Source organism: Tepidimonas alkaliphilus (assembly GCF_007556595.1).
Classification (GTDB): Bacteria; Pseudomonadota; Gammaproteobacteria; order Burkholderiales; family Burkholderiaceae_C; genus Tepidimonas; species Tepidimonas alkaliphila.
The window spans coordinates 1-22,690 of record NZ_VJNB01000011.1 but is presented as its reverse complement, the minus strand read 5'-3'; the positions used below and the strand labels follow the sequence as shown (position 1 = coordinate 22,690).

Below are 22,690 nucleotides of genomic sequence, written 5' to 3'. Positions count from 1 at the left end.
CGGCGTCGCGCTCAAACCGCCAGCACGAACACGCACGGCAGCTCCAGCGGCAGCGCGGGCGCCCCGCGGCGCCAGTCGGCCACGCGCGCGGCGTGCACGGCCTGGCGCGGCAGGGTCAGCCCGCAGGCCAGCGCGAGCCACGTGTCCGGCTGCAGCGCCTGCAGCGCCGTCTGCAGCAGCGCGGCGTTGCGGTACGGCGTCTCGATGAACAGCTGCGTCTGGCGCTGCCGGCGCGCCTGCGCCTCCAGTGCGCGCAGCGCCTGCACCCGCGCGGCCGCTTCCACCGGCAGGTAGCCGTGGAACGCAAACGACTGGCCCGGGCAGCCGCTGGCGGCCAGCGCCAGCGCCAGCGACACCGGGCCCGCGAGCGGCTCCACCCGCAGCCCGAGCGCGTGCGCGGCGCGCACCACCGCGCCGCCCGGGTCGGCGATCGCCGGCATGCCGGCTTCGCTGAGCAGCCCGACATCGTGCCCCGCGAGCGCCGGCGCGAGCAGCGCGCGCGCCTCGCGCGCCGCCTGCGCGCCGGCGTCGCCATGCTTGTGCCAGGCGCGCGGCAGCTCGACGATGGCCTGTTGCGGCAGCGGCGCGGCCAGTGGCCGCACGGCACCGACGCGCTTGAGGAACGCGCGCGCGCTGCGGGCGTTTTCGGCGATCCAGTGCGTCAGCTTGGCGGCGCGCTCGATCGTGAAGGCCGGCAGCGCCTCGCGCAGATCCAGCTGCACGCCGCAGCCGTGGTCCAGCGGGGTCGGCACCAGCACCAGCGCCCCGGGCGGCGGCGCGCTCACGGCAGCTCCAGCCCGGCGGTGCGCAGCAGCCGCGCGGTGCGGATTAGCGGCAGGCCCACCAGCGCCGTCGGATCGTCGCTGACGATGGCCTCCAGCAGCGCGATGCCCAGCCCCTCGCTCTTGGCGCTGCCGGCGCAGTCGTAGGGCTGTTCGGCACGCAGGTAGCGCTCGATCTCGGCGTCGGCGAGCGTTCGGAAACGCACCTCCACCGTGGCCAGCTCCTGCGCCGCAAAGCCGCTGGCGCCGCACACCACCGCCAGCGCGGTGTGAAAGCGCACCGTGCGCCCGCTCATCGCGCGCAGCTGCGCGACGGCGCGTTCGTGCGTGCCAGGTTTGCCCAGCGCCGCGCCGTCCAGGTCGGCCACCTGGTCGCTGCCGATCACGATCGCTTCAGGCCGCAGGCGCGCCACCGCCTCGGCCTTGGCGCGCGCCAGCCGCTGCGCCAGCGCCGCCGGCGCCTCACCCGGCCGGGGTGTTTCGTCAACGTGCGGTGCCACGGTCTCGAACGGCAGGCGCAGGCGCGCCAGCAACTCGCGCCGGTAGGGGGAGGTGGAGCCGAGCACGAGCGCCCGGCGCAGCGGGGAAACGGCGGCATCCATGCGCATATTGTCGCCAAGCGCTATGCTTCAGGTTGCACAAACTCGTTGTGGAGTTCGACGCCACTTGAGGCGCCTGGGTGATGAGCGCGACGCCTGACGCAACTGGAACCGAGGCGACTGCCTCGGGCTGGCACCCGTTGTGCCGCAGCGCCGACTTGCGCGCAGGCGCAGAGGCGGTTCCCTTTGAGGTGCGCTGGCGCGGCCATGTCTGCCGTGCGTTTGCGGTGCGCTACCGCGGCGGTGTGTATGGCTACCTGAACCGTTGCAGCCACGTGGGGCTGGAGTTGGACTGGCAGCCCAATCGCTTCTTCGACCTGACCGGTCAGTGGCTGGTGTGCGCGGCGCACGGGGCGCTGTTCGATCCGGCCAGTGGTCGCTGCGTCGCAGGCCCAGGTCGCGGGCCCCTGCAAGCGATCGAGATGCGAGAAGCCGACGGCTGGGTCTATTGGCGTTCGCGTTACGATTTGCAACCCGTTTAGCCCGGTCTCGGCGAGGAGCCGCCGCGTGCTTTCGTTCCCCTCGTGCCCAAACGCATCAACATGGCATCCGAATCCCATCCTTCCACGGCCAACTCTGGTGACGCCACCGGCCCGGCTTCGGCTGCGGCAGGCTGGGAGCGCGCGCTCATCGAGCGCTGGTTGATGGCCACGCTGGCTGAGCAGCGCGCGGCGCGACGCTGGCGCAACATCTGGCGCACGCTGTGGCTGCTGGCCGCCTTGGCCTTGGGTTGGATGGTCTGGGGAGGAGCGGTGTTGCCCAGCAAGCCCAAAAGCACGCCGCACACCGCGCTCGTGGAGGTGCGCGGGCCGATCGGACCGGATCAGCAAGCCAGCGCCAGCGCGATCGTGAGCGCGCTGCGCGCGGCCTTCGAGGATCCGGGGGCGCAGGCGGTGGTGCTGCTGATTGACTCGCCCGGCGGCAGCCCCGTGCAGGCTGGCATCGTCAACGACGAGATCTGGCGCCTGAAAGACAAGCATGACAAGCCGGTTTACGCCGTGGTGGAGGAGACCTGCGCTTCGGCAGCCTACTACATCGCTGCCGCTGCCGACCGTATTTACGTGGACAAGGCCAGCCTGGTCGGCAGTATTGGCGTGCTGATCGACGGCTTTGGCTTCACCGGCCTGATGGACAAGCTCGGCGTGGAGCGCCGGCTGCTGACCGCCGGCGAGAACAAGGGCTTTCTCGACCCGTTCAGCCCGCAGACGCCGACGCACCGCGCGCACGCGCAGCGCATGCTGGACGACATCCACCAGCAGTTCATTGAGGTGGTGCGCAAGGGCCGCGGCGAGCGGCTCAAGGAGACGCCGGAGACCTTTTCCGGACTGGTTTGGACCGGACAGCGCGCCGTGGAGATGGGGTTGGCGGATGACTTGGGCAGCCTGGATTCGGTGGCCCGCGACGTCGTCGGGGCGGAAGAGATCGTCGACTACACCCAGCGCGAAAGCGTGGCTGAGCGGCTGGCGCGGCGCTTCGGCGCCGGCGCAGCCGACAGCATGATGCGTTGGGCGCAAACCGCGTGGCCGGCATGGCGTTGACCCATCGAGCGCCGCAGCGGCTGCTGATCGTGGGCGGCGGCATCGCGGGGCTGAGCGCGGCGCTGGCGCTGCATCGGGCGCGGCCCGAGCTGCGAACAACCCTGCTGGAGCAAGCCCCAGAATTTTCGGAGATCGGCGCCGGTCTGCAGCTAGGGCCCAACGCGGTGCGCGTGCTGCGCGACTGGGGGCTGGCCGAGGCGTTGGCCCAAGTCGCGGCGTTTCCGCAGCGCTTGATGGTGCGCCGCGTCGCCGACGGCGCCACCTTGGGCACACTGGAGCTGGGCGCGGCTGTCCAGCGTCGCTACGGCGCGCCGTATGCCACCGTGCACCGGGCCGATCTGCACGCGCTGTTGCTGCATGCGTTACAGCAACAGCCCGGCGTGGCGCTCTACACCGGCCAGGCGGTGCAGCGCCTACAGGTTCACGGCGATGGCGTGCGCGCCCTCGGCGCCGATGAGCAGAGCTGGGAGGCCGACGCGGCGCTGGTGGCCGATGGCGTCTGGAGCCGGTTGCGCGTGCAGCTTCTGGGCGACGGAGCGCCGCAGTTCAGCGGACACGTGGCCTATCGGGGCTTGCTGCCGATGGATGCCGTGCCTGTTGCGCTGGCGCGTGACGCCGTGGTCGCTTGGCTCGGTCCGCGGCTGCACGGGGTGCACTACCCCGTGCGAGGTGGCCAATGGCTCAACGCGGTGCTGGTGATCGAAGGCCCCATGCCTAGCGGTGATACCCCGGGTTGGGATCACGCCGCGCCGCGGGCTCTGTTGTTGCAGACGCTGCAGCAGGTGCATCCCGACCTGGGCGCGATCGTGGAAGCGATGCCCAAATGGCGCCAGTGGCCGCTGTTTGGACGCGCGCCAATGCGCGGGCCACACGAGCACGCGCAGGGGCGCGTGGGCTTGCTGGGCGATGCCGCGCACCCGATGCGCCCCTACCTGGCGCAGGGTGCGGCCATGGCGCTGGAGGATGCCTGGACGCTGGCGCGGTTGCTGCCCGCGGCGCCGCAGCCCATCGATTGGCCAGCCGTGTTGCGCCGCTGGGCCGAGGCGCGCTGGGCACGCAACGCGCGCGTGCAGGCGCGCTCGCGCCGCAACGGCGTCATCTTTCACGCCACCGGGCTGCTGCGCTGGGGGCGCGATGCGGCGCTGGCGCTGCTGGGCCGTCGGTTGCTGGATCAGCCTTGGTTGTATGCCGGGCCGCCGCAGCCTGGGGCAGCGGGGCTGCAGGCGGGGTGAGGCGCCGTGGACGTCGGCACCGTGGTTTTGCGCGCCCGTCGCCGCTTTATGGCGCGCGTCGGAGCCTGCCTTATGCCGCTGGCGTGGGTCGCGCCGCCGCGGGCTCGCGCCGCCGAAAGCGATCCCTGGCCGGTGCGACCCCTGCGACTGGTGGTCGGTTTTCCGAGCGGCTCTTCAGCCGACGAGATCGCCCGCACATTGGCCGATCCGCTGGCCGCCGCGTTGGGCCAGCCGGTGCTGGTGGACAACCGTCCAGGGTATGGCGGCTTGTTGGCGGCGCGGCTGATCGCGCACAGCGACGACGACCACACCGCAGCGCTGCTGCTCAACCTGCAACTGACGGTGGCGCCGTGGCTGCATGCGGAGGTTGGCTACGATCCCGCGCGCGATCTGGTGCCGGTCGGGGTGGCCGCCAGCACCCCGTTGGCGCTGTGTGCCAGTCCCGACGTTTCGTGGCGCAGCCCGGCGTGGTGGCGCAGCTTGGCCAAGTTGGCCGATGGCCTGCGCTACGGCAGTCCGGGTGTGGGCACGCCGTTTCATCTGGCCATGGAGTGGCTGAAAGCCCAAACGGGCTGGCCGCTGGAGCATGTGGCCTACCCCGGCAACCCGCAAGTCATCAACGCGCTGCTGAACGGCGAGGTGCAACTCGCGCTGCTGCCGCCGGCCTTGGTGGCCCCGCTGTGGCGTGTTGCCAAGTTGCCGGTGCTGGCGGGCACCGCGCCTGGCATCGGGGCGCTGTTGCCAGGGGTGCTGGATTTGCAGCGGCTCGGCGTGATCAATGCTGCGTATGACCACTGGTATGCCCTGGTGGCAGGGCGAGCCTGGAGCGCGGCGGCGCTGCTGCGGCTGGGACGGGCGTTGCGGCAGACCTTGCGCCAGCCCGCCGTGCAAGCGGCGCTGCAGCGGCAGGGTTGGTTGCCGGGCCTTGGAGACAGCGCCGCGCTGCAACGCCGCATGGCCCTGTTGACGCAGCAGCTGCGCCCATTGTTGGAACGCCACCCTTCGTGGCGTCTGCCCTAGCGGCGGCGCCGATCAGCGGGACGATAAGTCGCCGCTGTTCTCATCGAGCCGGATTCCGATGCGCTCGATCGCCCCGTCGCGCATGCGACGCACGCAAAGCTCCGCCGGGCCCCAGCGCAGCTGGTCCCCCTCCACCGGGCGCTGCGGGCAGTGGCGCGCAAACCACTGGGCCACGCTCAGGCGCTCGTCGTCCACCGGCGGCCAGCCGTAGAACGCGCACAGCGCGGCCATGGGCGTCTCGCCTGGGACTTCGAAGTCGCCATAGACGCGGCGCGCCGCGGCGGGGTCGTCGCGGTCCGGCAGCGCCACCCCGGTGCGCCGCGCCGCCCACGGCAGCGAGGCGCCCTGCAGCAGCAGGGAGGCCAGCACGACGACGAAGGCCACGTTGAAAAACAGCTTGGCGCCATCGACCCCGGCCATCATCGGAAACACCGCCAGCACGATCGGCACCGCGCCGCGCAGGCCGACCCAGGCGATGAAGGCCACCTCGCGCGGTGGAAAGCGAAACGGCGCCAGGCACAGCGCCACCGCCAGCGGCCGCGCCACCAGCATCAGCGCCGCGGCCACCCCCAGCGCCGGCGCCAGCGTGTCCAGCAGCGCGCTAGGCGTGACCAGCAGCCCCAGCAACAGGAACATGCCGGCCTGCGCCATCCAGGCGTAGCCGTCCATCGCCTGCAGCGCCGGCGCGACGCTGCCGCGCGCACGATGGCCGATCACCAGCCCCGCCACGTACACCGCCAGGAAGCCCGAGCCGCCCAGCCACGTCGTCAGCGCGAACACCGTCAGCCCCGCCGACAGCAGCAGCAGCGCGCGCACACCGGCGCCGGGGCGCGTCAGCCGCGCCAGCAGCCGCAACCCGGCGGCCAGCGCCAGCCCCAGCCCGACGCCCAGCACCAGCCCGCCGCCGAACTGCCGCGCCAGCGACCAGGCGCCGTCGCCGAGCAGCCCCCACGACGGCGCCGCGCCGGCGCTGGCCACGCCGATCAGCATCAGCGTCAGGAACACCGCCATCGGGTCGTTGAGCCCCGATTCGATCTCCAGCGTCGAGGCCACGCGCTCGTTGAGCCGCACGCCAGAGGTCTGCAGCAGCGCGAACACCGCCGCCGCGTCGGTGGAGCCGACGATGGCGCCCAGCAGCAGCGCGCGCGGCCAGTCCAAATCGAGCAGCCAGCGCGCCGCCACCCCGGTGACGGCGGCGCTGACCACCACGCCCAGCGTCGCCAGCCCCAGCGCCGGCGCCAGCCCCGTGCGGAAGGTGGCCAGGCGCGTGCGCAGCCCGCCATCGAGCAGGATCACCGCCAGCGCGACGTTGCCGACCCAGAACGCCAGCCGGTGGTCCTCGAACGGCACGCCGCCGGGGCCGTCCTCGCCGAGCAGCATGCCGGCCACCAGGAACACCAGCAGGAACGAAAACCCCAGCCGCGCCGAGAACAGCCCCGCCACCAGCGCCACCAGCAGCAGGCTGGCGGCGGTCAGCAGCGGCACGGCCAGAAAATCCAGCGACATCGTCATGGCCCCGGCACCGTAGCACAATCCGCGCCATGGACACCGACGAGATCGTGCTGGCCGGCGGCTGCTTCTGGTGCACCCAAGCGGTGTTCGACCGCGTGCGCGGCGTGCGCCGCACCGAGTGCGGCTACGCCAACGGCTGCGTCGAGCGGCCAACCTACGAGCGCGTCTGCACCGGCGCCACCGGCTGCGCTGAGGCCGTGCGCCTGGCTTGGGACCCGGCCGCCATCGACCTCGAGACGCTGCTGCGGATCTTCTTCGCCACGCACGACCCGACCACGCCGGACCGCCAGGGCGCCGACGTCGGCACCCAGTACCGCAGCGGCATCTACTGGACGCGGCCGGCGCAGGCGGCGGTGGCGCTGCGCGTGATGGCCGAGCTGGCCGCGCAGCGCGTCTTCGACGCGCCGATCGTCACCGAGCTGCAGCCGCTGCGCCGCTTCACGCCCGCGGAGCCCGAGCACCAGGGCTACTTCGACCGCCACCCCTGGGCCGGCTATTGCCAAGCGGTGATCGCGCCCAAGCTCGCCAAGCTGCGCGCGGGGTTTGCCGAGCGGCTGCGGGCCGGGGCCTGAGCGGGCCCGGGCGGGCGTCATGACCGCGGGCTCATCGCGGTTCGGCGACTCCCGCCACTGGGTGAGCCGCGCACTGCCCACCGGCGCGACAGCCGGCGTCGGCCTGCGCCGCTACACTGCCGGCCGTGACCGATCATCCCGTCTTTCAGGCGCTGGTGCCGGTGTTCCTGCTGATCGCCGCCGGGCTGGTGGCGGGCCGGCGCGGTTGGGTCGGCGCCGCGGCGGTCAAGGACCTGTCCAACCTCGTCTTCGTGCTGCTGATCCCGGCGCTGCTGTTTCGCACCATGAGCCAGGTGCGGCTGGAGCAGCTCGACTGGCGGCCGATCGCGGCCTACTTCAGCGCCGTGCTGCCGTGGTTCGCGCTGCAGATCGCGGGGTGGGGCTGGCAGCCGCGCGGCATCGTGCTGGCGCTGGGCGGCACGTTTTCCAACCTGGTGATGATCGGCATCGCGCTGGTGGGGCTGGCCTACGGGCAGGACGGGGTCGTCACGCTGCTGACGCTGATCGCGGTGCACGCGCTGATCCTGCTGACGCTGGCCAGCGTGGCGCTGGAGCTGGCCGAGGCGCGCGCCGCCAGCGCCGGCGCCGCGCCCAGCCGCGCGCGCGTGCTGCGCGCCGCCTGGACGGCGCTGCGCGGCGCGGTGATCCACCCGATCCCGCTGCCGATCGCCTGCGGGCTGGCGTGGGGGGCGCTGGGCTGGCCGCTGCCGCAGGTGGTCGATCGCCCCCTGCACCTGCTCGGGCAGGCGTTCGGGCCGCTGGCGCTGGTGCTGGTGGGCATCAGCCTGGCGCACACGCCGCTGGCGGGGCGCTGGGGCACGGCGCTGCGCGTGGCGCTGGCCAAGAACGTGGCGCTGCCGGTGCTGGTGGCGCTGGCGGCGTGGGCGTGGGGGCTGCGCGGTCTGCCGTGGACGGTGCTGGTGGTGGCCGCCGGCGTGCCGGTCGGCGCCAACGTGTTCCTGTTCGCGCAGCGCTACCGTGTCGCGCAGGAGGACGTCACCGCCGCCACCGCCGTCTCCACCGCGCTGGCGGTGCTGACGCTGTCGGGCTGGATGCTGGTGACCGACGCGCTGGCGCGCTAGCCGAGCCCGGGCCGCCCGCTGGGCGCGCGTCACTGGCTGATCAGCAGCCCCTGCTCGACTTGGTATTCGAAGTAGCGCTGGAAGCTGAACGCCAGCCCCGCCATGAACGCGGTGGCGCCCACCATCAGCGCCAGCACGATGGCCAGCACCGTCAGCCAGTTCGTCTGGCCGGCCGGCGCCTCGGGCGGCAGCTGCGGATTGTGGCGCGTGTTCCAGCGCTCGGGCGGCTGCAGCGCATACAGGATCGCGCTCAGGCACGCCGCCACCAGTGAAACCCCGAGGAACGGCAGCAGCACCCACGAGAGTTTATCGTCCTGCCCGTAGGTCAGCACCCGGTCCACGCCCCACAGGCCCAGCGCGGTCGGGATGGCGTGCACCCAGCCCCAGACGTCGCCCCAGCCGTGCAGGTAGAAGCGGTGCCAGCCGAAGGCGCCGCCGACGAAGGCCAGCCACGCCGCCACGGTCTTGTGGCGCGCGCGGCGAGGGGAGGGAGGAGGCGGGGTCACGGCGTTCATCGCAGTCCGGATCGCAAGGCAGCGGGTGGGCACGCACCATGATTCCTGCGCACGGGGTTGCCCGCGCTACGAGGCCGCGGCGGCGCTGCCGGTTCCCGCGGCCCCGTCGTCCGGCGGCGTGCGATCGCCCCAGCCCAGCGCGCGCTCCATCAGCACGATGTCAAGCCAGCGGCCAAATTTCCAACCACAGGCGCGCACCACGCCGACGCGCGTGAAGCCCAGCGCCGTGTGCAGCCCGATCGAGGCGGCGTTGGCCGAGTCGCCGATCACCGCCATCACCTTGCGGATGCCGCGCGCCTCCAGCTGCGCCAGCAGCTCGGCCAGCAGCGCGCGTCCCAAGCCCCGGCCCACCGTCTGCGGCGCGACGTAGATCGAATCCTCCACCGAATAGCGGTAGGCCGGGCGCGGCTTGAACCAGTTGCCGTAGGCGAAGCCCTGCACCGCGCCGTCAACCTCGGCCACCAGCCACGGCAGGCCCTTGGCCAGCACGTCGGCGCGACGCGCGGCCATCTCGGCAACCGAAGGCGGCTCGGTTTCGAAGGTGCCTGTGCCGTGCAGGACGTGATGGGCATAGAGCGCCGCGATGGCGGCCAAATCCTCTTCGCGGCTTGGGCGGATCAGGATCGATTTCACAAGCCGCCGAGTATAATGGCAGGTTTGCAACATTTGTGGACCAGTCCAACACAAGGAACACCCATGGTCGTGATCCGTCTTGCTCGGGGCGGCTCGAAAGCGCGCCCCTTTTATCACATCGTGGTGGCCGACAAGCGCTGCCGCCGCGATGGTCGCTTCATCGAGCGTATTGGCTTTTACAACCCGATTGCGCGGGGTCAGGATGTGCCGCTCAACATCGCGCAAGATCGTTTGGCTTATTGGCTGAGCGTCGGGGCCCAGCCGTCTGATGCTGTGGCGCGCCTGATCAAGAAAGCGCCGAAGGTGGCCCCGGCGGCAGAGCCGGCCCCAGCGGCGGCCTGATCCTCATGCGGGCGGCGGAATGAAGCCGCTGCCACCGTCCAGCCCGCCTTGGACGCCGGCGGTGTTGCCAGCCGATGCGGTGGCGGTAGGCTGGGTGCGCGACGCGTGGGGGGTGCGCGGCTGGATTCGTGTGCAAGGCGTCGCGCAGGGCGGCGACGCGCTCGCGCACGCAAAGCGCTGGTATCTGGCGCCCCCTGATCAAGGCCCATTGGCGCGCGCGTTCCAGGCTTTCCAGGCGCCCGTCGAGGTCAGCGTGCGCCAAGTGCGCCGCCACGCCGCAGCGTGGGTAGCGTGCCTCGACGGCATCACCGATCGCACGCAAGCGCAGCAGCTGCGGGGGGCTGTGGTGCATGTGGCGCGAGCCGATTTTCCGCCGCTGCAAGACCCCAACGAGTATTACTGGGTGGATTTGATCGGGCTGCAAGTGGTCAACCGCCAAGGGCTCGCGTTGGGCGTGGTGCGCGAGCTGCTCAGCACCGGCCCCCACGCCGTGCTGTGCCTGGAGGATGCGGCTAGTGCGCCGCCGCGCCAGCGCTTGATTCCTTTCGTAGGCGCCTACATCGATCGCGTGGATCTGGCGGCCAAGCGCATCACGGTCGATTGGCAGCCCGACTACGACGACTGAGGCGCGATGCCACGGTTGCAGCCTGCGCGTCATGCGATTCGATGTCATCACGCTGTTTCCAGAGCTGCTGGAGCCGTGGCTTGCCGCCGGCGTGACGCGGCGCGCCTTCGCCAGCGGTGCGGTGCAGGTGCGGCTGTGGTCGCCGCGTGAATTTGCGCAAGGGGCTTACCGCCGCGTCGATGACCGTCCGTTCGGCGGGGGGCCCGGCATGGTGATGATGGCCGAGCCGCTGTGGCGGTGCTGGCGAGCGGTGCGCGCCGACCGCGGGCTGCCGCCGCGGCGAGTCGGTAAAACGCAGCCCGAGGTGCCCACGGTGCTGTTTTCCCCCGCGGGGCGGCGGCTCGATCATGCGCAGGTGGCGCGCTTTGCGGCGGCGGACAGCCCTGGCGCGATCCTCCTTTGTGGTCGCTACGAAGGCATCGATCAACGCTTCGTCGATGCCTGCGTGGATGAGGAACTGAGCCTGGGCGACTTCGTGCTGTCTGGCGGTGAACTGGCGGCGCTGGCGTTGCTGGATGCGGTGGCGCGCTTGCAACCGGGTGTTCTGGGGGATGAGGGCAGCGCCGTGCAGGACAGCTTTCACCCGGCGCTGGACGGCTTGTTGGACTGTCCTCATTACACGCGCCCGGAAGTGTGGAACGGCCCGGCCGGCCCGCAAGGCGTGCCACCGGTGTTGCTGTCCGGCCACCATGCGCGCATCGAGGACTGGCGACGCCAACAGCGCCTGCTGCGCACCGCGCGTGCACGCCCCGACCTGTTGGAAGCCGCGCGAGTTGCCGGACGCCTGTCGTCCGAAGACCTGGCGTTTTTGGCATTACAGGGATATAATCGAAAGCTTTGATCCTCTGGCTGGCTTTGAAGCGAAGGGTGCTTCAAGCTTGCGGAAGGCAGCCACTTACCCAGCTTTGGCGATAGCCTCCGTGGGTGCAAAGTGCGGTGCAGCCACGATCACGGTGAAGCATCATGAACCTGATCCAAGTCCTCGAGCAGGAAGAAATCGCGCGCCTGAACAAGACCATCCCGGACTTCAACCCCGGAGACACCGTGGTGGTCAACGTCTATGTGATCGAAGGCAACAAAAAGCGCATCCAGGCGTATGAAGGCGTCGTCATCGCCAAGCGCAACCGCGGCTTCAACAGCAGCTTCATTGTGCGCAAGATCTCCAACGGCGAAGGCGTGGAGCGCACCTTCCCCTTGTATAGCCCGCTGATCGCCAGTATCGAGGTCAAGCGCCGCGGTGACGTGCGCCGCGCCAAGCTGTATTACCTGCGTGGCCGCACCGGTAAGGCGGCGCGGATTAAGGAAAAGGTGGGGGTGTAAAAAAGCGCAAAAGCTCTTGTATCGGTTACGGCTCTTCGGATTTTTGTCTAATCTTGCAAAAGCATTACAAAACCCTGTCATTTTTGACAGGGTTTTCTATTTTTAGAAAGTTGAGCCAGTTAGGTATCTTGCTTTTTCCAAAAAAGTCGAATATTATAGTCTATTGTTGCAAAGCATGCGCTTATTTCATCTTCTTCAATTATGGATCCAGGAGGTAAAGTTGATCTTTGCTCCTCTATTTTCCATGATTCTATAATTTTTCCTCTTTCTTTTATGAATTGATACTTTGGAAAAGTAAAGGCGCGGAGAAAATTAATTATTTGATAGGCTGTGCTTTTCCATGGAATGGTAATACTTTTGTAATCGATAGAGCTTCTTGGATAATAGCTGCTGTTATCTGATGATTGTGGGTGAAGCTGTAGAGTTTCAGGGGAGAATATTAATGTTTCAAGGTATTGGCTTACTAGGTCTACTCCCGCGTCCATGAGCCTTAGATATAAGTCCTGCGCTGTATATTCTGGTTTTATCCTGACTTTCTTTTGGGCAATAATTGGTCCTGTATCGATTCCGAAATCTATCTTATGAAGTGAAACGCCTGTAACCTTCTCTCCCCGAAGTATAGGCCAAACCGAGGTGTGGCATCCTTTGTACGCAGGAAGTAGTGAAAAATGTAGATTAAATAGATTTTGTGATTTAAATTTTTCTACTTTAAAAAGAATATTTGACTCTAGTGATAGCAAAACAAGATCTTGGATGCCGTACAAGTCTTCAAGGCGGATGATGGGAGTATTTGTTTTTCGGGCGGTGGCCAGTAGAGATGGTTGCCAATCATTTATTCCTTTATCATCTGAGTTGGGTAAAACAAAAAGATTTTCTGGTGGTAGAAGGCGGCGCGCTTTCCGTAATATGGTAACCGCAATTTTATTTTTTCCGGCAATACAAAAAATTTTTGGTGTTGTCATTTTATTTTCGGCGGTTGATTTATGTTTGTAATCCTTGCCAGGTTATGGTTAGCTGCGCAATGCGCTCTGCGGCTTCCAACTTAACATGCGGCCCTATAGGCAGGCTCAGCACTTCACCGGCTAAGATTTCAGCGATCGGCAGCACCGTCTTATCGGTAGAGAAAAGATCGCGATAGGCCGTCTGTCGATGAGGAGGGATGGGGTAGTGGATGAGGGTTTCAATGCCCTGGGTGGCGAGGTGGCGCTGAAGCTCATCACGTTTTGGGGTGCGCACTACAAAAAGATGCCAGACATGGTCAGCCCAAGGGGCTTGTTTGGGCAACGCGAGCTCGCTGCAAGCCAGCTTTTCATGGTAACACGCAGCTAGCGCGCGCCGCCGTTCGTTCCAGCTGTCGAGGTAAGCGAGCTTCACCCGCAATACCGCAGCTTGGATGGGGTCGAGCCTTGCATTACGGCCTCGCAGTTCATGATGATACTTACGGCGTGATCCGTAGTTACGTAGCAGTCGGATGCGCTCGGCGATAGCGCTGTCGTTTGTGGTAACAGCTCCCGCGTCGCCAAGTGCGCCGAGGTTTTTGCTGGGATAAAAACTCCAGCATACGGCATCGCCGTGTGCCCCGATGCGTTGGCCTTTGTAACGCGCCCCGTGTGCCTGCGCTGCATCTTCGATCAGGTAAAGCCCGTATCGACGTGCAAGAGTCAGAAGGGGATCTAGATCAGCGGGCTGGCCGTAAAGATGCACCGCCAAAATAGCCCGGGTGCGCGGACTGATGGAAGCTTCAACCCTCGCTGGGTCGAGGGTGTAGGTGGAGGGGTCGGGTTCCACCGGCGCGACCACAGCGCCGACTTCAGAGACCGCAAGCCAAGTTGCGATGTAGGTGTTGCTTGGCACGATCACTTCGTCACCTGGGCCAATGCCAAGCGCCTGCAGAGCGAGTATGAGCGCGTCCAGACCGTTGCTCACGCCCACTGCGTGTTGAGCTTGGCAATAAGCGGCCCACTCGGCTTCGAAAGCCTCCACCTCGGCGCCGAGCACATAGCACCCGCTGGCCAACACACGGTGGACGGCCGCATCGATTTCTTCCTTCAATTCGCGATAAGCAGCTCCAAGGTCAAGAAACGCTACTGTAGCGCTCATCGTAGGGCCTCCACTTCGCGCAGAAAGATATGATAGTCACGAATGTAGTCGGCTTCCTCATAGGGGGTGGAGGCTAGCACCATGGCCACTGCTCCCTGGCTGAACGAGTCGAGTTCGCGCCATACATAGTTGGCTAAATAAAGGCCTTTGCGAGGGTCGCGTAGCCAAAAATCCGCGCGCTGCTGCCCGGTGTCCACACGAACGCGGAAGCTGCCTGACAAGGCAAAGATGACTTGCTCAAGCTTACGATGAGCATGTCCTCCGCGAACTGAATCAACCGGGACGTTGAAAAGATAATAAACCCGTGCGATTTCGAAGGGAATGTGGCGCCGGCCTTCGATGAAGGTCAAGTCACCCCGTGCATCGTGCACGAATGGCAGCTCGATCAACGCAAAGCGCGAGGGGGAAGCGAGCTGCTCGGTCATGGATCCATCCTTTCTGAAAATCAGTCTCCGGATACGATGGCAGTTGCGGACAGCTCACCGAGGTGGTTTAGCCTGTTCAGTCGAACTCGCTCAACTGTAACTCGGCTTGTGCGGGCCATGCAAGATGCAACATTTGCCAATTGAACCTGAACAGGGATAGCTGCGATTGCCCGATGCGTTTTCTTTAAACCTTTTGCAGAAGATGCGGTGACCGATCGGTCAAGCTTTGGCCCAGCCCCTCCACCGCCTGCTGCCACTGCTGCCAAGCCGCTTGCCACGGCGGGGCGTGGGTTTCGCGAACGTTGGCGTGGGTTGCCAGGGTGGTTTTGACGTGATCCAACGCCGCCCGGGCCGACGCCACGACGGGGTCGTTGACTCCGCCGGGCCACGCGGCGGCCAGCTCTTGCAGCGCGGTCTCCAGCAGACTCGGATCCAGTGGTTCGCCTTCGAGCAAGCGGTTATGGCCAACTTGGCTTAGCACCTCAAGCCGCACCAAGGCGCGCGCGCTTGGCGTGCGCGCCCAAGGCGCCCAGCGCAGCCACTCGCGCGGCGGTTGCCAGCTGGCGACCCACGCGGGCCAGTCATGCACGGGCATCGGCTTGGCGATGCCCCAGCCTTGTCCGACATCGGCGCCTAAGCGCAGCAGCAGCGCGCCATGCTGCGCGGTCTCGACCCCTTCGCCCACAACTTGCAGGCCGAACGCATGACCGAGCGCAACGATACCCTCTACGATGCGCAGATCGCTCGGTTCGTCAAACAGGTCGCGTACAAAGCTTTGGTCGATTTTGACCACGGTGGCCGGCAGGCGCTTCAGGTAAGCCAGTGATGAGTAGCCGGTGCCGAAGTCGTCGATGGCCACGCCCACCCCAAGCGCGCGGCAGCGCGCCAGCAAACGCTGCAACGCTTCCACGCCCTCCAGCGCACTGGTCTCGACGATTTCCAGCTCGAGCTGCCGAGGGTCGGCACCGGGATGCTGCTGCAGCGCTTGTTCCAGCCGGTCGGCAAATGCGGGGTCGCGCAGCTGGCGCGCCGCCACGTTGATTGAAAGCTGCCACGGCGGCCGTTGCCGGCGCTGCCAATCCTCCAGGATGGCCAGCGCCTCGTTGAGAACCCACTGGCCCAGCTCGATCATCACGTCGTCGTGTTCGATGGCCGGCAGAAAAGAGCCGGGCAAGCGCCAGCCGTCGCGCGGGTGCCGCCAGCGCAGCAGCGCTTCCGCCCCTAGCACCGCGCCATCCGACAGGCGCACCCGCGGCTGCAAGTGCAAGGCGAACTCACCGGCGGCCAGCCCGCGGCGCAGGTCGGCCACCCGTTCGGCGTGCGCCACCGCCTCGCGATCTTCAGCCGGATCGAACAGCACCCAGCGGTTTTTGCCCTCGCGCTTGGCGCGGTAGAGCGCCTGGTCGGCGTGCCGCAGCAGCACTTCGGCGTCGGCGCCGTCGTCGGGGTAGAGCGTGACGCCGATGCTGGTGGTGAGTTGCGTGGCGCCGCTGAGGCTGCTCAGCGGCTGCGTGCAGGCGTTGAGCAGCCGCTCGATGACGGCTTGCCAACCTGGCCCGTCGTCGAGGTCGGCCAGCACCGCGACAAACTCGTCCCCGCCCACGCGCGCCAGCGTGTCGCCTTCGCGCAGCGCGCGCTGCAGCCGCAGGGCGATTTCGCGCAGCACGGCATCGCCCACCATGTGGCCGTGGCGGTCGTTGATGTGCTTGAAGCCGTCCAAATCAAGATAGGCCACCGCCACGCGCCGCTGGTGGCGGTGGGCGCTGGCGATCGCCAGGGCCAAGCGGTCGGCCAGCAGCGCGCGGTTGGGCAGGCCCGTCAAGACATCGTGAAACGCTTGGTGCTCCAGCGCCTGCTGTTGCGCTTTGAGCGCCGAGATGTCTTGCGCCAGCGCCACGTAGCGCATGACGCGTCCGCCGCCGTCGCGCACCACCGAGACGGTTTCGATGACCGGGATGAGACGTCCGTCCCGGTGGCGCCACCAAGCTTCGCCGCGCCAGCGGCCCTCGCGCAGCAGGCGTCGTCGCAGCCGCGTCCAGCTCGGCGTGGCGTGGTGCTGCTCCGCGCGCCAAGGCAGGCGGGCTTGGCCGAGGAGTTCCTCGCGCGCGTAGCCGCTGAGTTGCACCATGGCGTCGTTGATCTCCAGCACCACGCCGTGTTCATCTGTGACCACGATGGCCTCACCGGCATCCTGAAAGACGCTCAGCGCAATCGCGCGCGATTGCTCCAGCGCCACTTCATGGCTGACGTCGCGCACCACGCCGGCCAACTGCCGGGCCCGCCCGCTTTGCGGGTCGCGCGCCACCACGCGGCCCCACGCTTGCAGCCAAACCCAATGGCCGGCGGCGTGCCGGGCGCGGAAGCGCATATCCGCGGCTTGGGTTTGGCCTTTCAAATGCGCAATGAGCGTGGCGCGCAGCGTCGGCTCGTCTTCGGGGTGCAGCCGGGCGGCCAGCTGAGCGCTGGTGAGTCCTGCCTCTGCGGGTATGGACGCTTCACCCAACAACTGCCACAGACGCGGGTGCAGCGTGATGCGGTCACGCTCCAAGTCCCATTCGCCGTAGCCGAGCTGGGCGCCGAGCAGCACGTCATCGAGCCGATTGGCCAGCGTGCGCTCGCGTCGCAACGACCGCCGTAGCCGCAGCATCATGGCCCACACCACGGCTAGGGCGATCCCCGCGCCGGCCAGCGCCGCCACCAAAACGCGGTTGAGGGTTTGCAAAGCCCCAAGCGCCTGTTGGGTGCGCTGCGCCACCAACGCCTCCAGCCGGTTTTGGTAGCGCTGCAGCTCCTGTTGCAGCGCGAGGCTGCGGCTTTCAGGCAGCAACAGCGACAGCAGCAGCGTGCGTCCCTCGGCTTCGAAGGGGCTGCTGTGCACCTCTACGGTGACAATGCGGCCATCGGCCAGGCGGTGCGGGAAGAGGTAGTAGCCACGCCCTTCGCGCCGGGCGCGCTCGATTTCGGCGCGGATTTCGGCTTGAGAAAGCTGGTTGATCTGCGTGATGTGGAGGCGGCCGCTGGCCAGATCAGGGTAGCCGTAGAAGGCCACGGCGGCGGTGTTGGCATCCACGATGGTGCCGTCCTGCGGATCGATCACCCACGCGGGCACGGCGTGCTGTTGCAGCGCTTCAGGCAGCAGCCGGGCCGATGCAGAGGTGGCCAGCGTCAGCGCAACCAGCAACGCCAAGGCGCGGCGCCAGCCGCGCGGGCTGCCGAAATCCTGGGCGAGCGCGGTCAACGCCCAGACAACCCGCCGCTCGGGCAGGTTGCCTGAGAGATTTCGGGGATCCAAACCCAGCAAGGATGTCATCGGGTTTGGATGGTAGCGGCACACTTGCGCGACCGCCAGAGCCGGGCTGTGCTAAGGTTGCGCTCATGAGCCAGTTTGCAGAAGAGGTCTGTCGAGTCGATTTGCCGCCTGACGACGATCGCCGGCGGGCGCTGCATGAGGAAATCCACGCCCGCCCCGCGGCGCGTATTCGATTGCCGGCGCTGGTGGTGTATGTGGCTGTGCTCAACGAGGATGTCAAGCGCGAACACGAGCTGGCCCATTTGCGACAACTGCCTGGGCAGCAGCATTTGACGCTGGATGACCTGAGCCGCCATTTTTTGCGTTTGCGCTGCGGTGGCTACACCCTGAAATGGGAGCGCCATACGGAATTTACGCGCTACTCGCTGGTGCAGCCGCTGCCGGCTGGAGCAGGCTTGGGCGCGCGCGATCCGGTGTGGCAATCGCAACTGCTGTTGCCGCCGGGATGGCTGGCGGCCATTCCAGGACGCACCATCGCCGCGGTGGAGCTGGCCATGGATCCGCAGCCGCTGGACGACCCGCCAGCCTTGCTGGAGCGCGCGCGGGTCTGGTTTGACGGACGGCCCATCGTGGCCTCGTTGCTGGGCAACCCGTCGCACTCGCTGGTGGTGACGGATTTTCACCTGCGGCCTGACGGCTTCGAGCGCATGCTGGTGCTGGCGCCGTCCACCACCAGCGAGACGCGCGCGGGCCGCATCTCGGCCCGGTTGCTGGAGCTGGAGACCTACCGCATGATGGCGCTGCTGGGCTTGCCCGTGGCCAAAGGGTTGCTGGGGCCGCTGGCGCGGGATGAGGTGGAGCTGGCCCGCCTGACGGCGGCGATGGAGGCCAAGGCCGTCTCCGACCAGGTGCTGCTGGATGCGCTGGTGGCGCTGGCCGCGCGGGTGGAACGCAGCATCGCCGAGCACGGCTACCGCTTCTCAGCCACCCGAGCTTACGATCGCCTGGTGCAGCAGCGCATTGGTGAGTTGCGCGAGCGCCCCATTCCCGGCACGCAAACCATCAGCGAATTCATGCAGCGCCGCCTGGCGCCCGCGATCGCCACGGTGGCCTCGGTGGAGCAGCGGCTGGGGGCGCTATCGGGGCGCGTGACGCGCACCAGCGCGCTGCTGCGCACCCGCGTGGACATCGCGCGCGAGGAGCAAAACCGCGTGCTGCTGGAAAAGTTGACGCGCGGACAAGCGCTGCAATTGCGCTTGCAGACCACGGTGGAGGGGCTGTCGATCGCGGCGATTTCGTATTACGTCATCAGCTTGGTGCTCTACGGCGCCAAGGCGCTGAAGTCTGCGGGCGTGCCGCTGCATCCAGAATTAGCGGCAGGGCTGGCCATGCCGTTGGTGCTGTGGGCGGTGTGGCGCATCAACCGCCGCATTCACGACAAGCTGCACGCCGCCTAGGGCTTGGCGTGCAGATGGCGTTTATTTGCTGCTGAGGTATTCCGCAACGGCAGCCATTTCAAATTCCGTCATTTTTTCGGCCACCGTGTGCATCACGACGTTGTCGTTGGTGCGTTGGCGCTTGTTGAACTGCTTGAGTTGTGTGAAGAGATAGCTGGACAACTGCCCGCTCAGACGCGGCAGCGAAGCGGTGCCGTAGCCGTCCGCGCCATGGCACGAGGAGCAAGCCGGCACGCCGCTGAATTTGTTGCCGTTATGGTAAATGTATTTGCCGACCAGCGCCAGCTGGGGATCTTTGGCTTCCTCGCGCACAGCCGGCATTTTTTCGTAATAACGACCGAGCGCGATCATTTCATCGTCGGTTAATTTGGCCACCATCTCGGCCATTGCGGTGCTCTTGCGCTCCCCCGTTTTGAACGCTTTGAGTTGTTTGGCCAGATATTCCGCATTTTGGCCCGCCAGGCGGGGAAAGATCTCGCTGGTGGATTCGCCATTTTCGCCGTGGCACATAAAACATGTGCCATTAGCGATTTTACGCGCGCGGGCTTCATCAGCCTGAGCCCACACCGCTGTGGCGCTGGCCATTGCGATCAGCACGGCTAGGGGTCGCAAGCTACGCCGCCAAACAGACGCTCGGTTAACGCTCATGGCACCTTGCTTCATGCAATTGGAATTCCAATGTGCAACCATGCTTATATGAATATTGCACCAAAGAGAAAACCCCAGAGCCATCGGGGGCTCCTTTGTTCGGTGGAGCGGCCCCGATGACTCAAAGGGCAGCGGATCAGGCCAGCGTATCGGCCCAGATGTTGCGCGCCCAGGCGAGCGCGTAGCGACCTTCAAGCTCGCTGGCGCGCGTGGAGACGCCGCCTGAGCCAGGCACCGTCAGCATGGTTTTCTTCTCGGGGTCGTAGCGATGGACGCTGGCCACGTGCACCACGTCCTCGTCCGTGACGAAGCTGTAGCAGGTGTTGGCGTAGAGCGGCTGCTTGGGCGGCTCTTTGCCCATCAGCAGGCTGACCACCGCCGCCGCGCAGGTCTTGCCGTGTTGGTTGGCCATGTGACCCGATTTCGGCATCGCAGGCGCGATTTGAATGGCGTCACCCAACACGTGGACGTTTTTCACCGCCACCGACTCCATGGTCAGGAAGTCCACTTCACACCATCGCTTGTTGGCCGTGGCCAGGCCCATTTGCACGGCGATGTCGGCCGCGCGCATGTTCGGCAAGACGTTGAGCACTGTGCCTTTGAAATCGTCGTTGAATTCGAACTTCAGCGTCTTGGCGGCCACATCCACATCGACCACGCGGTGCTTCGGGCGATATTCAATGATGCCTTTGTAGTGTTCTTCCCAGGCCTTTTTGAACAGCGCCGGTTTGGAGGTGACGTCGTCGTTGGCGTCAAAGATGATGACCTTGCTCTTGGGCTTGGCTTTTTTGAAGTAATGCGCCACCATGCAGGCGCGCTCATAGGGTCCAGGCGGGCACCGGTAAGGCGCCAGCGGAATAGCCAGCGCATAGACGCCGCCGTCGGGCATGGCCTCCAGCTGCTTGCGCAGCGCCACCGTCTGCGGGCCGGCTTTCCAGGCGTGCAGCACTTGGTCTTGCGCGCCCGGGCGATTCATGCCCGGCAGCGTTTCCCACATAAAATCGATGCCGGGCGACACGATCAGCCGGTCGTATTTCACTTCGCCCCCACCGGCCAGCTTGACCACGCGTTTGTCCGGATCCACCGCGGTGGCGCGGTCGCGGATGATTTTGACGCCGTGGCGCTTGGCCAGATTGTCATACGGCACGGTGATGTCGCTCATCTGCTTCAAGCCGCCGATCACCAGGTTGGAGATCGGGCACGAGACAAACGCCTCGTTCGGCTCAATCAGCGTGACCTGCACCTTGCCCTCGGAGAACATGCGCGTGTATTTGGCCGCGGTAGCCCCGCCGTAGCCGCCGCCGATGACGACCACATGCGGGCTGCCGGCTCCGCCTACGGCGGGCGCGGCGCAGCCGCCCAGCAAACCCAGAGAACCTAACGCCGAACCAGCGGCGACGGTGGAAACGAATTGGCGACGTTGCATCATGGCAGGTTCTCCTCAAGGTTTATTTTTTCTGGGCGGCGAAGTAAGCGGCAATGGCGCGCAGCTCGTCGTCGGTGTAGCCCTTGGCGATCTGGTGCATGATGGTGGCGGGCTTGCGTCCGGCTTTGAAGTCCAGCAGCGCCTTGGTCATGTCATCGGCGTTTTTGCCGGCCAGCGCTTCCATGCCGGGCTGGGCATGACCGTTGGTGCCATGGCAGTTGGCGCAGGCGGCAGCCCAAACTTTGACTTGATCGACCTGGGCCTGGGCTGAGCCCATGGCCACCGCGGCTGCTGCACATGCAAGGGCGGTTCGCACGATGTTCATCGGGGTGTGCTCCTCTGGGGGGTTGGGTTATCGTGGGCAGTAAGAAACGCGAGGTGTGACAGTCATGCGATGTGTATCACGACTGACTGATATTCGGAATCAGGGTTTGCGCTAGATCAAGTTTGTGCATGTCCGAAACGGGTAAGGGGTATGGCGCATGCGGTCTAGGCCAGCAGCGCCTGAGCAAACTCGCGCGCGTCAAAGGGTTGCAAGTCCTCCAGCTTTTCGCCGATGCCGATGAAATAAACCGGCAGCACGCGCTGCTGTTCGCGCGCCCACTGCGCGATCGCACACAGCACGCCGCCCTTGGCGGTGCCGTCCAGCTTGGTGACGATGAGGCCGGTGAGGCCCAGCGCCGCGTCGAACGCCTTGACCTGCGCCAGGGCGTTTTGGCCGGTGTGGCCGTCCAGCACCAGCAGCACCTCGTGCGGCGCGCCCGGCTCGGCCTTGGCCACCACGCGCTTGACCTTGCGCAGCTCCTCCATCAGGTGCAGCTGCGTTGGCAGCCGCCCGGCGGTGTCCACAATGACCACATCCTTGCCGCGCGCGCGGCCGGCGCTGACGGCGTCGAACGCCACTGCAGCTGGGTCGCCGCCGGCTTGCGCGACGATGTCCACCCCGTTGCGTTCGGCCCAGACGCCCAGCTGCTCGCGCGCGGCGGCGCGGAAGGTGTCGGCGGCGGCCAGTAGCACAGTGGCGCCGTGCTGCGCCAAGTGCCAGGTCAATTTGCCGATGGTGGTGGTCTTGCCGGCGCCGTTGACGCCGGCCACCATCCAGACGGTGGGGCCGTCGGGCTGCGCGCCGACCTCCAGCGCCTTCTGCAGCGGCTGCAGCCAGTCGGCGATCACGTCCACCAGCAGCGCGCGCACGTGCACCGCGTCGCTGGCGCGCGCCTGGCGCACGCGCCGGCGCAGGTCGTCCAGTAGTGCCTGCGTCGCCGGCGCGCCAGCGTCGGCCAGCAGCAGCGCGGTCTCCAGCTCCTCATACAGCGTCTCGTCGATGCGCGCGCCGGCGAACACCGCCGACAGGCTGGCGCCGGTCTTCTTGAGGCCCTCCCGCAGGCGGCCGAGCCAGCCCTGGCGCGTGGCGGCGCTGGCCGCGCCAGGTGCGGCGGCCTCGGCCTCAGCAGCGGCGGTCGGGGCGGGCCTGGCAGGCAAGGGGGGCGCGGCGGTTGGGGCAGATGTCGCCTCGGACGAGGCCAGGGCCGGAACCAGCGCCGAATCCGTCTGAGTCGAGGTTGCCGTGGCCCCGGTCTGCGGCGTGGCTGGGCCGGCGCCATCGGGGGGC

The 22,690-nt window shown here is 66.9% G+C and carries 24 protein-coding genes; 11 read left to right on the top strand and 13 right to left on the bottom strand.

Features of this window, described 5'->3' with window-relative positions; genetic code table 11:
* Positions 1-11 precede the first annotated feature (11 nt).
* Both Talka_RS09845 and Talka_RS09840 read right to left on the bottom strand, forming a co-directional pair.
* Positions 12-785 carry an SAM-dependent methyltransferase gene (locus Talka_RS09845; protein WP_143891147.1) on the bottom strand — a complete coding sequence of 258 codons (774 nt, stop codon included), beginning with the start codon at positions 783-785 and terminating at the stop codon, positions 12-14.
* Positions 782-1,384, bottom strand: coding sequence for a Maf family nucleotide pyrophosphatase (locus tag Talka_RS09840; protein ID WP_143891146.1), 603 nt, complete (start codon positions 1,382-1,384; stop codon positions 782-784). Before Talka_RS09840 ends, Talka_RS09845 begins: the two co-directional genes overlap by 4 nt.
* Positions 1,385-1,464: 80 nt before the next feature.
* Here Talka_RS09840 and Talka_RS09835 point away from each other — a divergent pair, with 80 nt between their 5' ends.
* From Talka_RS09835 to Talka_RS09820, 4 genes are all read left to right on the top strand, one after another.
* Positions 1,465-1,863: a Rieske (2Fe-2S) protein gene (locus tag Talka_RS09835; protein ID WP_143891145.1), complete on the top strand. Its 399-nt coding sequence runs from the start codon at positions 1,465-1,467 to the stop codon at positions 1,861-1,863.
* Positions 1,864-1,923: 60 nt separating this feature from the next.
* Positions 1,924-2,919, top strand: coding sequence for a S49 family peptidase (locus Talka_RS09830; protein ID WP_143891144.1), 996 nt, complete (start codon positions 1,924-1,926; stop codon positions 2,917-2,919).
* Positions 2,886-4,151 carry an FAD-dependent monooxygenase gene (locus Talka_RS09825; RefSeq protein ID WP_425472669.1) on the top strand — a complete coding sequence of 422 codons (1,266 nt, stop codon included), beginning with the start codon at positions 2,886-2,888 and terminating at the stop codon, positions 4,149-4,151. The genes Talka_RS09830 and Talka_RS09825 overlap by 34 nt, the downstream gene beginning before the upstream one ends.
* A 132-nt stretch (positions 4,152-4,283) precedes the next feature.
* Complete coding sequence (locus Talka_RS09820; protein ID WP_185970126.1) at positions 4,284-5,171, top strand: Bug family tripartite tricarboxylate transporter substrate binding protein; 888 nt, start codon at positions 4,284-4,286, stop codon at positions 5,169-5,171.
* A 12-nt stretch (positions 5,172-5,183) separates the two neighbouring features.
* On the opposite strand, the gene Talka_RS09815 is transcribed toward Talka_RS09820, so the two are convergent.
* Positions 5,184-6,683, bottom strand: a complete 1,500-nt coding sequence (locus tag Talka_RS09815; protein ID WP_143891142.1) for a potassium/proton antiporter — start codon at positions 6,681-6,683, stop codon at positions 5,184-5,186.
* Between the two features lie 29 nt (positions 6,684-6,712).
* On the opposite strand from Talka_RS09815, the gene msrA reads away from it, so the two are divergent.
* Both msrA and Talka_RS09805 read left to right on the top strand, forming a co-directional pair.
* Positions 6,713-7,255, top strand: a complete 543-nt coding sequence (gene msrA, locus Talka_RS09810) for a peptide-methionine (S)-S-oxide reductase MsrA (RefSeq protein WP_143891141.1) — start codon at positions 6,713-6,715, stop codon at positions 7,253-7,255.
* A gap of 125 nt (positions 7,256-7,380) precedes the next feature.
* The gene (locus tag Talka_RS09805; RefSeq protein WP_143891140.1) at positions 7,381-8,337 is read left to right on the top strand and encodes an AEC family transporter; all 957 of its coding nucleotides are present in this window, start codon (positions 7,381-7,383) and stop codon (positions 8,335-8,337) included.
* Positions 8,338-8,366: 29 nt separating this feature from the next.
* On the opposite strand, the gene Talka_RS09800 is transcribed toward Talka_RS09805, so the two are convergent.
* The gene (locus Talka_RS09800; RefSeq protein WP_143891139.1) at positions 8,367-8,852 is read right to left on the bottom strand and encodes a TM2 domain-containing protein; all 486 of its coding nucleotides are present in this window, start codon (positions 8,850-8,852) and stop codon (positions 8,367-8,369) included.
* Positions 8,853-8,918: 66 nt separating this feature from the next.
* Entirely contained in the window at positions 8,919-9,518 is a 600-nt protein-coding gene (locus Talka_RS09795) for a GNAT family N-acetyltransferase (protein WP_143891138.1), read from the bottom strand.
* Positions 9,519-9,548: 30 nt separating this feature from the next.
* Between Talka_RS09795 and rpsP the strand changes: the two genes are divergently transcribed.
* From rpsP to rplS, 4 genes are all read left to right on the top strand, one after another.
* Positions 9,549-9,827 (top strand): 30S ribosomal protein S16, encoded by a 279-nt coding sequence (rpsP, locus tag Talka_RS09790; RefSeq protein WP_143891220.1) that lies wholly within the window; start codon positions 9,549-9,551, stop codon positions 9,825-9,827.
* Between the two features lie 19 nt (positions 9,828-9,846).
* Positions 9,847-10,452 carry a ribosome maturation factor RimM gene (rimM, locus tag Talka_RS09785; RefSeq protein ID WP_143891137.1) on the top strand — a complete coding sequence of 202 codons (606 nt, stop codon included), beginning with the start codon at positions 9,847-9,849 and terminating at the stop codon, positions 10,450-10,452.
* 31 nt (positions 10,453-10,483) lie between these two features.
* A complete protein-coding gene (trmD, locus tag Talka_RS09780) occupies positions 10,484-11,293 on the top strand; it encodes a tRNA (guanosine(37)-N1)-methyltransferase TrmD (RefSeq protein ID WP_143891136.1) in 810 nt (269 codons plus the stop codon).
* A gap of 122 nt (positions 11,294-11,415) precedes the next feature.
* Complete coding sequence (rplS, locus tag Talka_RS09775) at positions 11,416-11,772, top strand: 50S ribosomal protein L19 (RefSeq protein WP_143891135.1); 357 nt, start codon at positions 11,416-11,418, stop codon at positions 11,770-11,772.
* 119 nt (positions 11,773-11,891) lie between these two features.
* Here rplS and Talka_RS09770 read toward each other — a convergent pair whose 3' ends face one another.
* The 4 genes from Talka_RS09770 to Talka_RS09755 all read right to left on the bottom strand — a co-directional run bounded on the left by Talka_RS09770 (position 11,892) and on the right by Talka_RS09755 (position 17,607).
* Entirely contained in the window at positions 11,892-12,734 is an 843-nt protein-coding gene (locus Talka_RS09770) for a formyltransferase family protein (protein WP_143891134.1), read from the bottom strand.
* Positions 12,735-12,753: 19 nt separating this feature from the next.
* Positions 12,754-13,872, bottom strand: a complete 1,119-nt coding sequence (locus Talka_RS09765; protein ID WP_143891133.1) for a DegT/DnrJ/EryC1/StrS family aminotransferase — start codon at positions 13,870-13,872, stop codon at positions 12,754-12,756.
* Positions 13,869-14,297, bottom strand: a complete 429-nt coding sequence (locus Talka_RS09760; RefSeq protein ID WP_143891132.1) for a sugar 3,4-ketoisomerase — start codon at positions 14,295-14,297, stop codon at positions 13,869-13,871. The genes Talka_RS09765 and Talka_RS09760 overlap by 4 nt, the downstream gene beginning before the upstream one ends.
* 184 nt (positions 14,298-14,481) lie before the next feature.
* The gene (locus tag Talka_RS09755) at positions 14,482-17,607 is read right to left on the bottom strand and encodes a sensor domain-containing protein (protein ID WP_143891131.1); all 3,126 of its coding nucleotides are present in this window, start codon (positions 17,605-17,607) and stop codon (positions 14,482-14,484) included.
* 65 nt (positions 17,608-17,672) lie between these two features.
* Here Talka_RS09755 and Talka_RS09750 point away from each other — a divergent pair, with 65 nt between their 5' ends.
* Positions 17,673-19,004 carry a DUF3422 family protein gene (locus tag Talka_RS09750; RefSeq protein ID WP_143891129.1) on the top strand — a complete coding sequence of 444 codons (1,332 nt, stop codon included), beginning with the start codon at positions 17,673-17,675 and terminating at the stop codon, positions 19,002-19,004.
* A 21-nt stretch (positions 19,005-19,025) separates the two neighbouring features.
* On the opposite strand, the gene Talka_RS09745 is transcribed toward Talka_RS09750, so the two are convergent.
* From Talka_RS09745 to ftsY, 4 genes are all read right to left on the bottom strand, one after another.
* Positions 19,026-19,736: a c-type cytochrome gene (locus tag Talka_RS09745; RefSeq protein ID WP_246100655.1), complete on the bottom strand. Its 711-nt coding sequence runs from the start codon at positions 19,734-19,736 to the stop codon at positions 19,026-19,028.
* Positions 19,737-19,788: 52 nt separating this feature from the next.
* Complete coding sequence (locus tag Talka_RS09740; protein ID WP_143891218.1) at positions 19,789-21,078, bottom strand: NAD(P)/FAD-dependent oxidoreductase; 1,290 nt, start codon at positions 21,076-21,078, stop codon at positions 19,789-19,791.
* A gap of 22 nt (positions 21,079-21,100) precedes the next feature.
* Positions 21,101-21,403 carry a c-type cytochrome gene (locus tag Talka_RS09735; RefSeq protein ID WP_143891127.1) on the bottom strand — a complete coding sequence of 101 codons (303 nt, stop codon included), beginning with the start codon at positions 21,401-21,403 and terminating at the stop codon, positions 21,101-21,103.
* A 164-nt stretch (positions 21,404-21,567) separates the two neighbouring features.
* Positions 21,568-22,690: signal recognition particle-docking protein FtsY (gene ftsY, locus Talka_RS09730; protein WP_425472668.1), on the bottom strand; the 1,123-nt coding region annotated here is incomplete at its 5' end.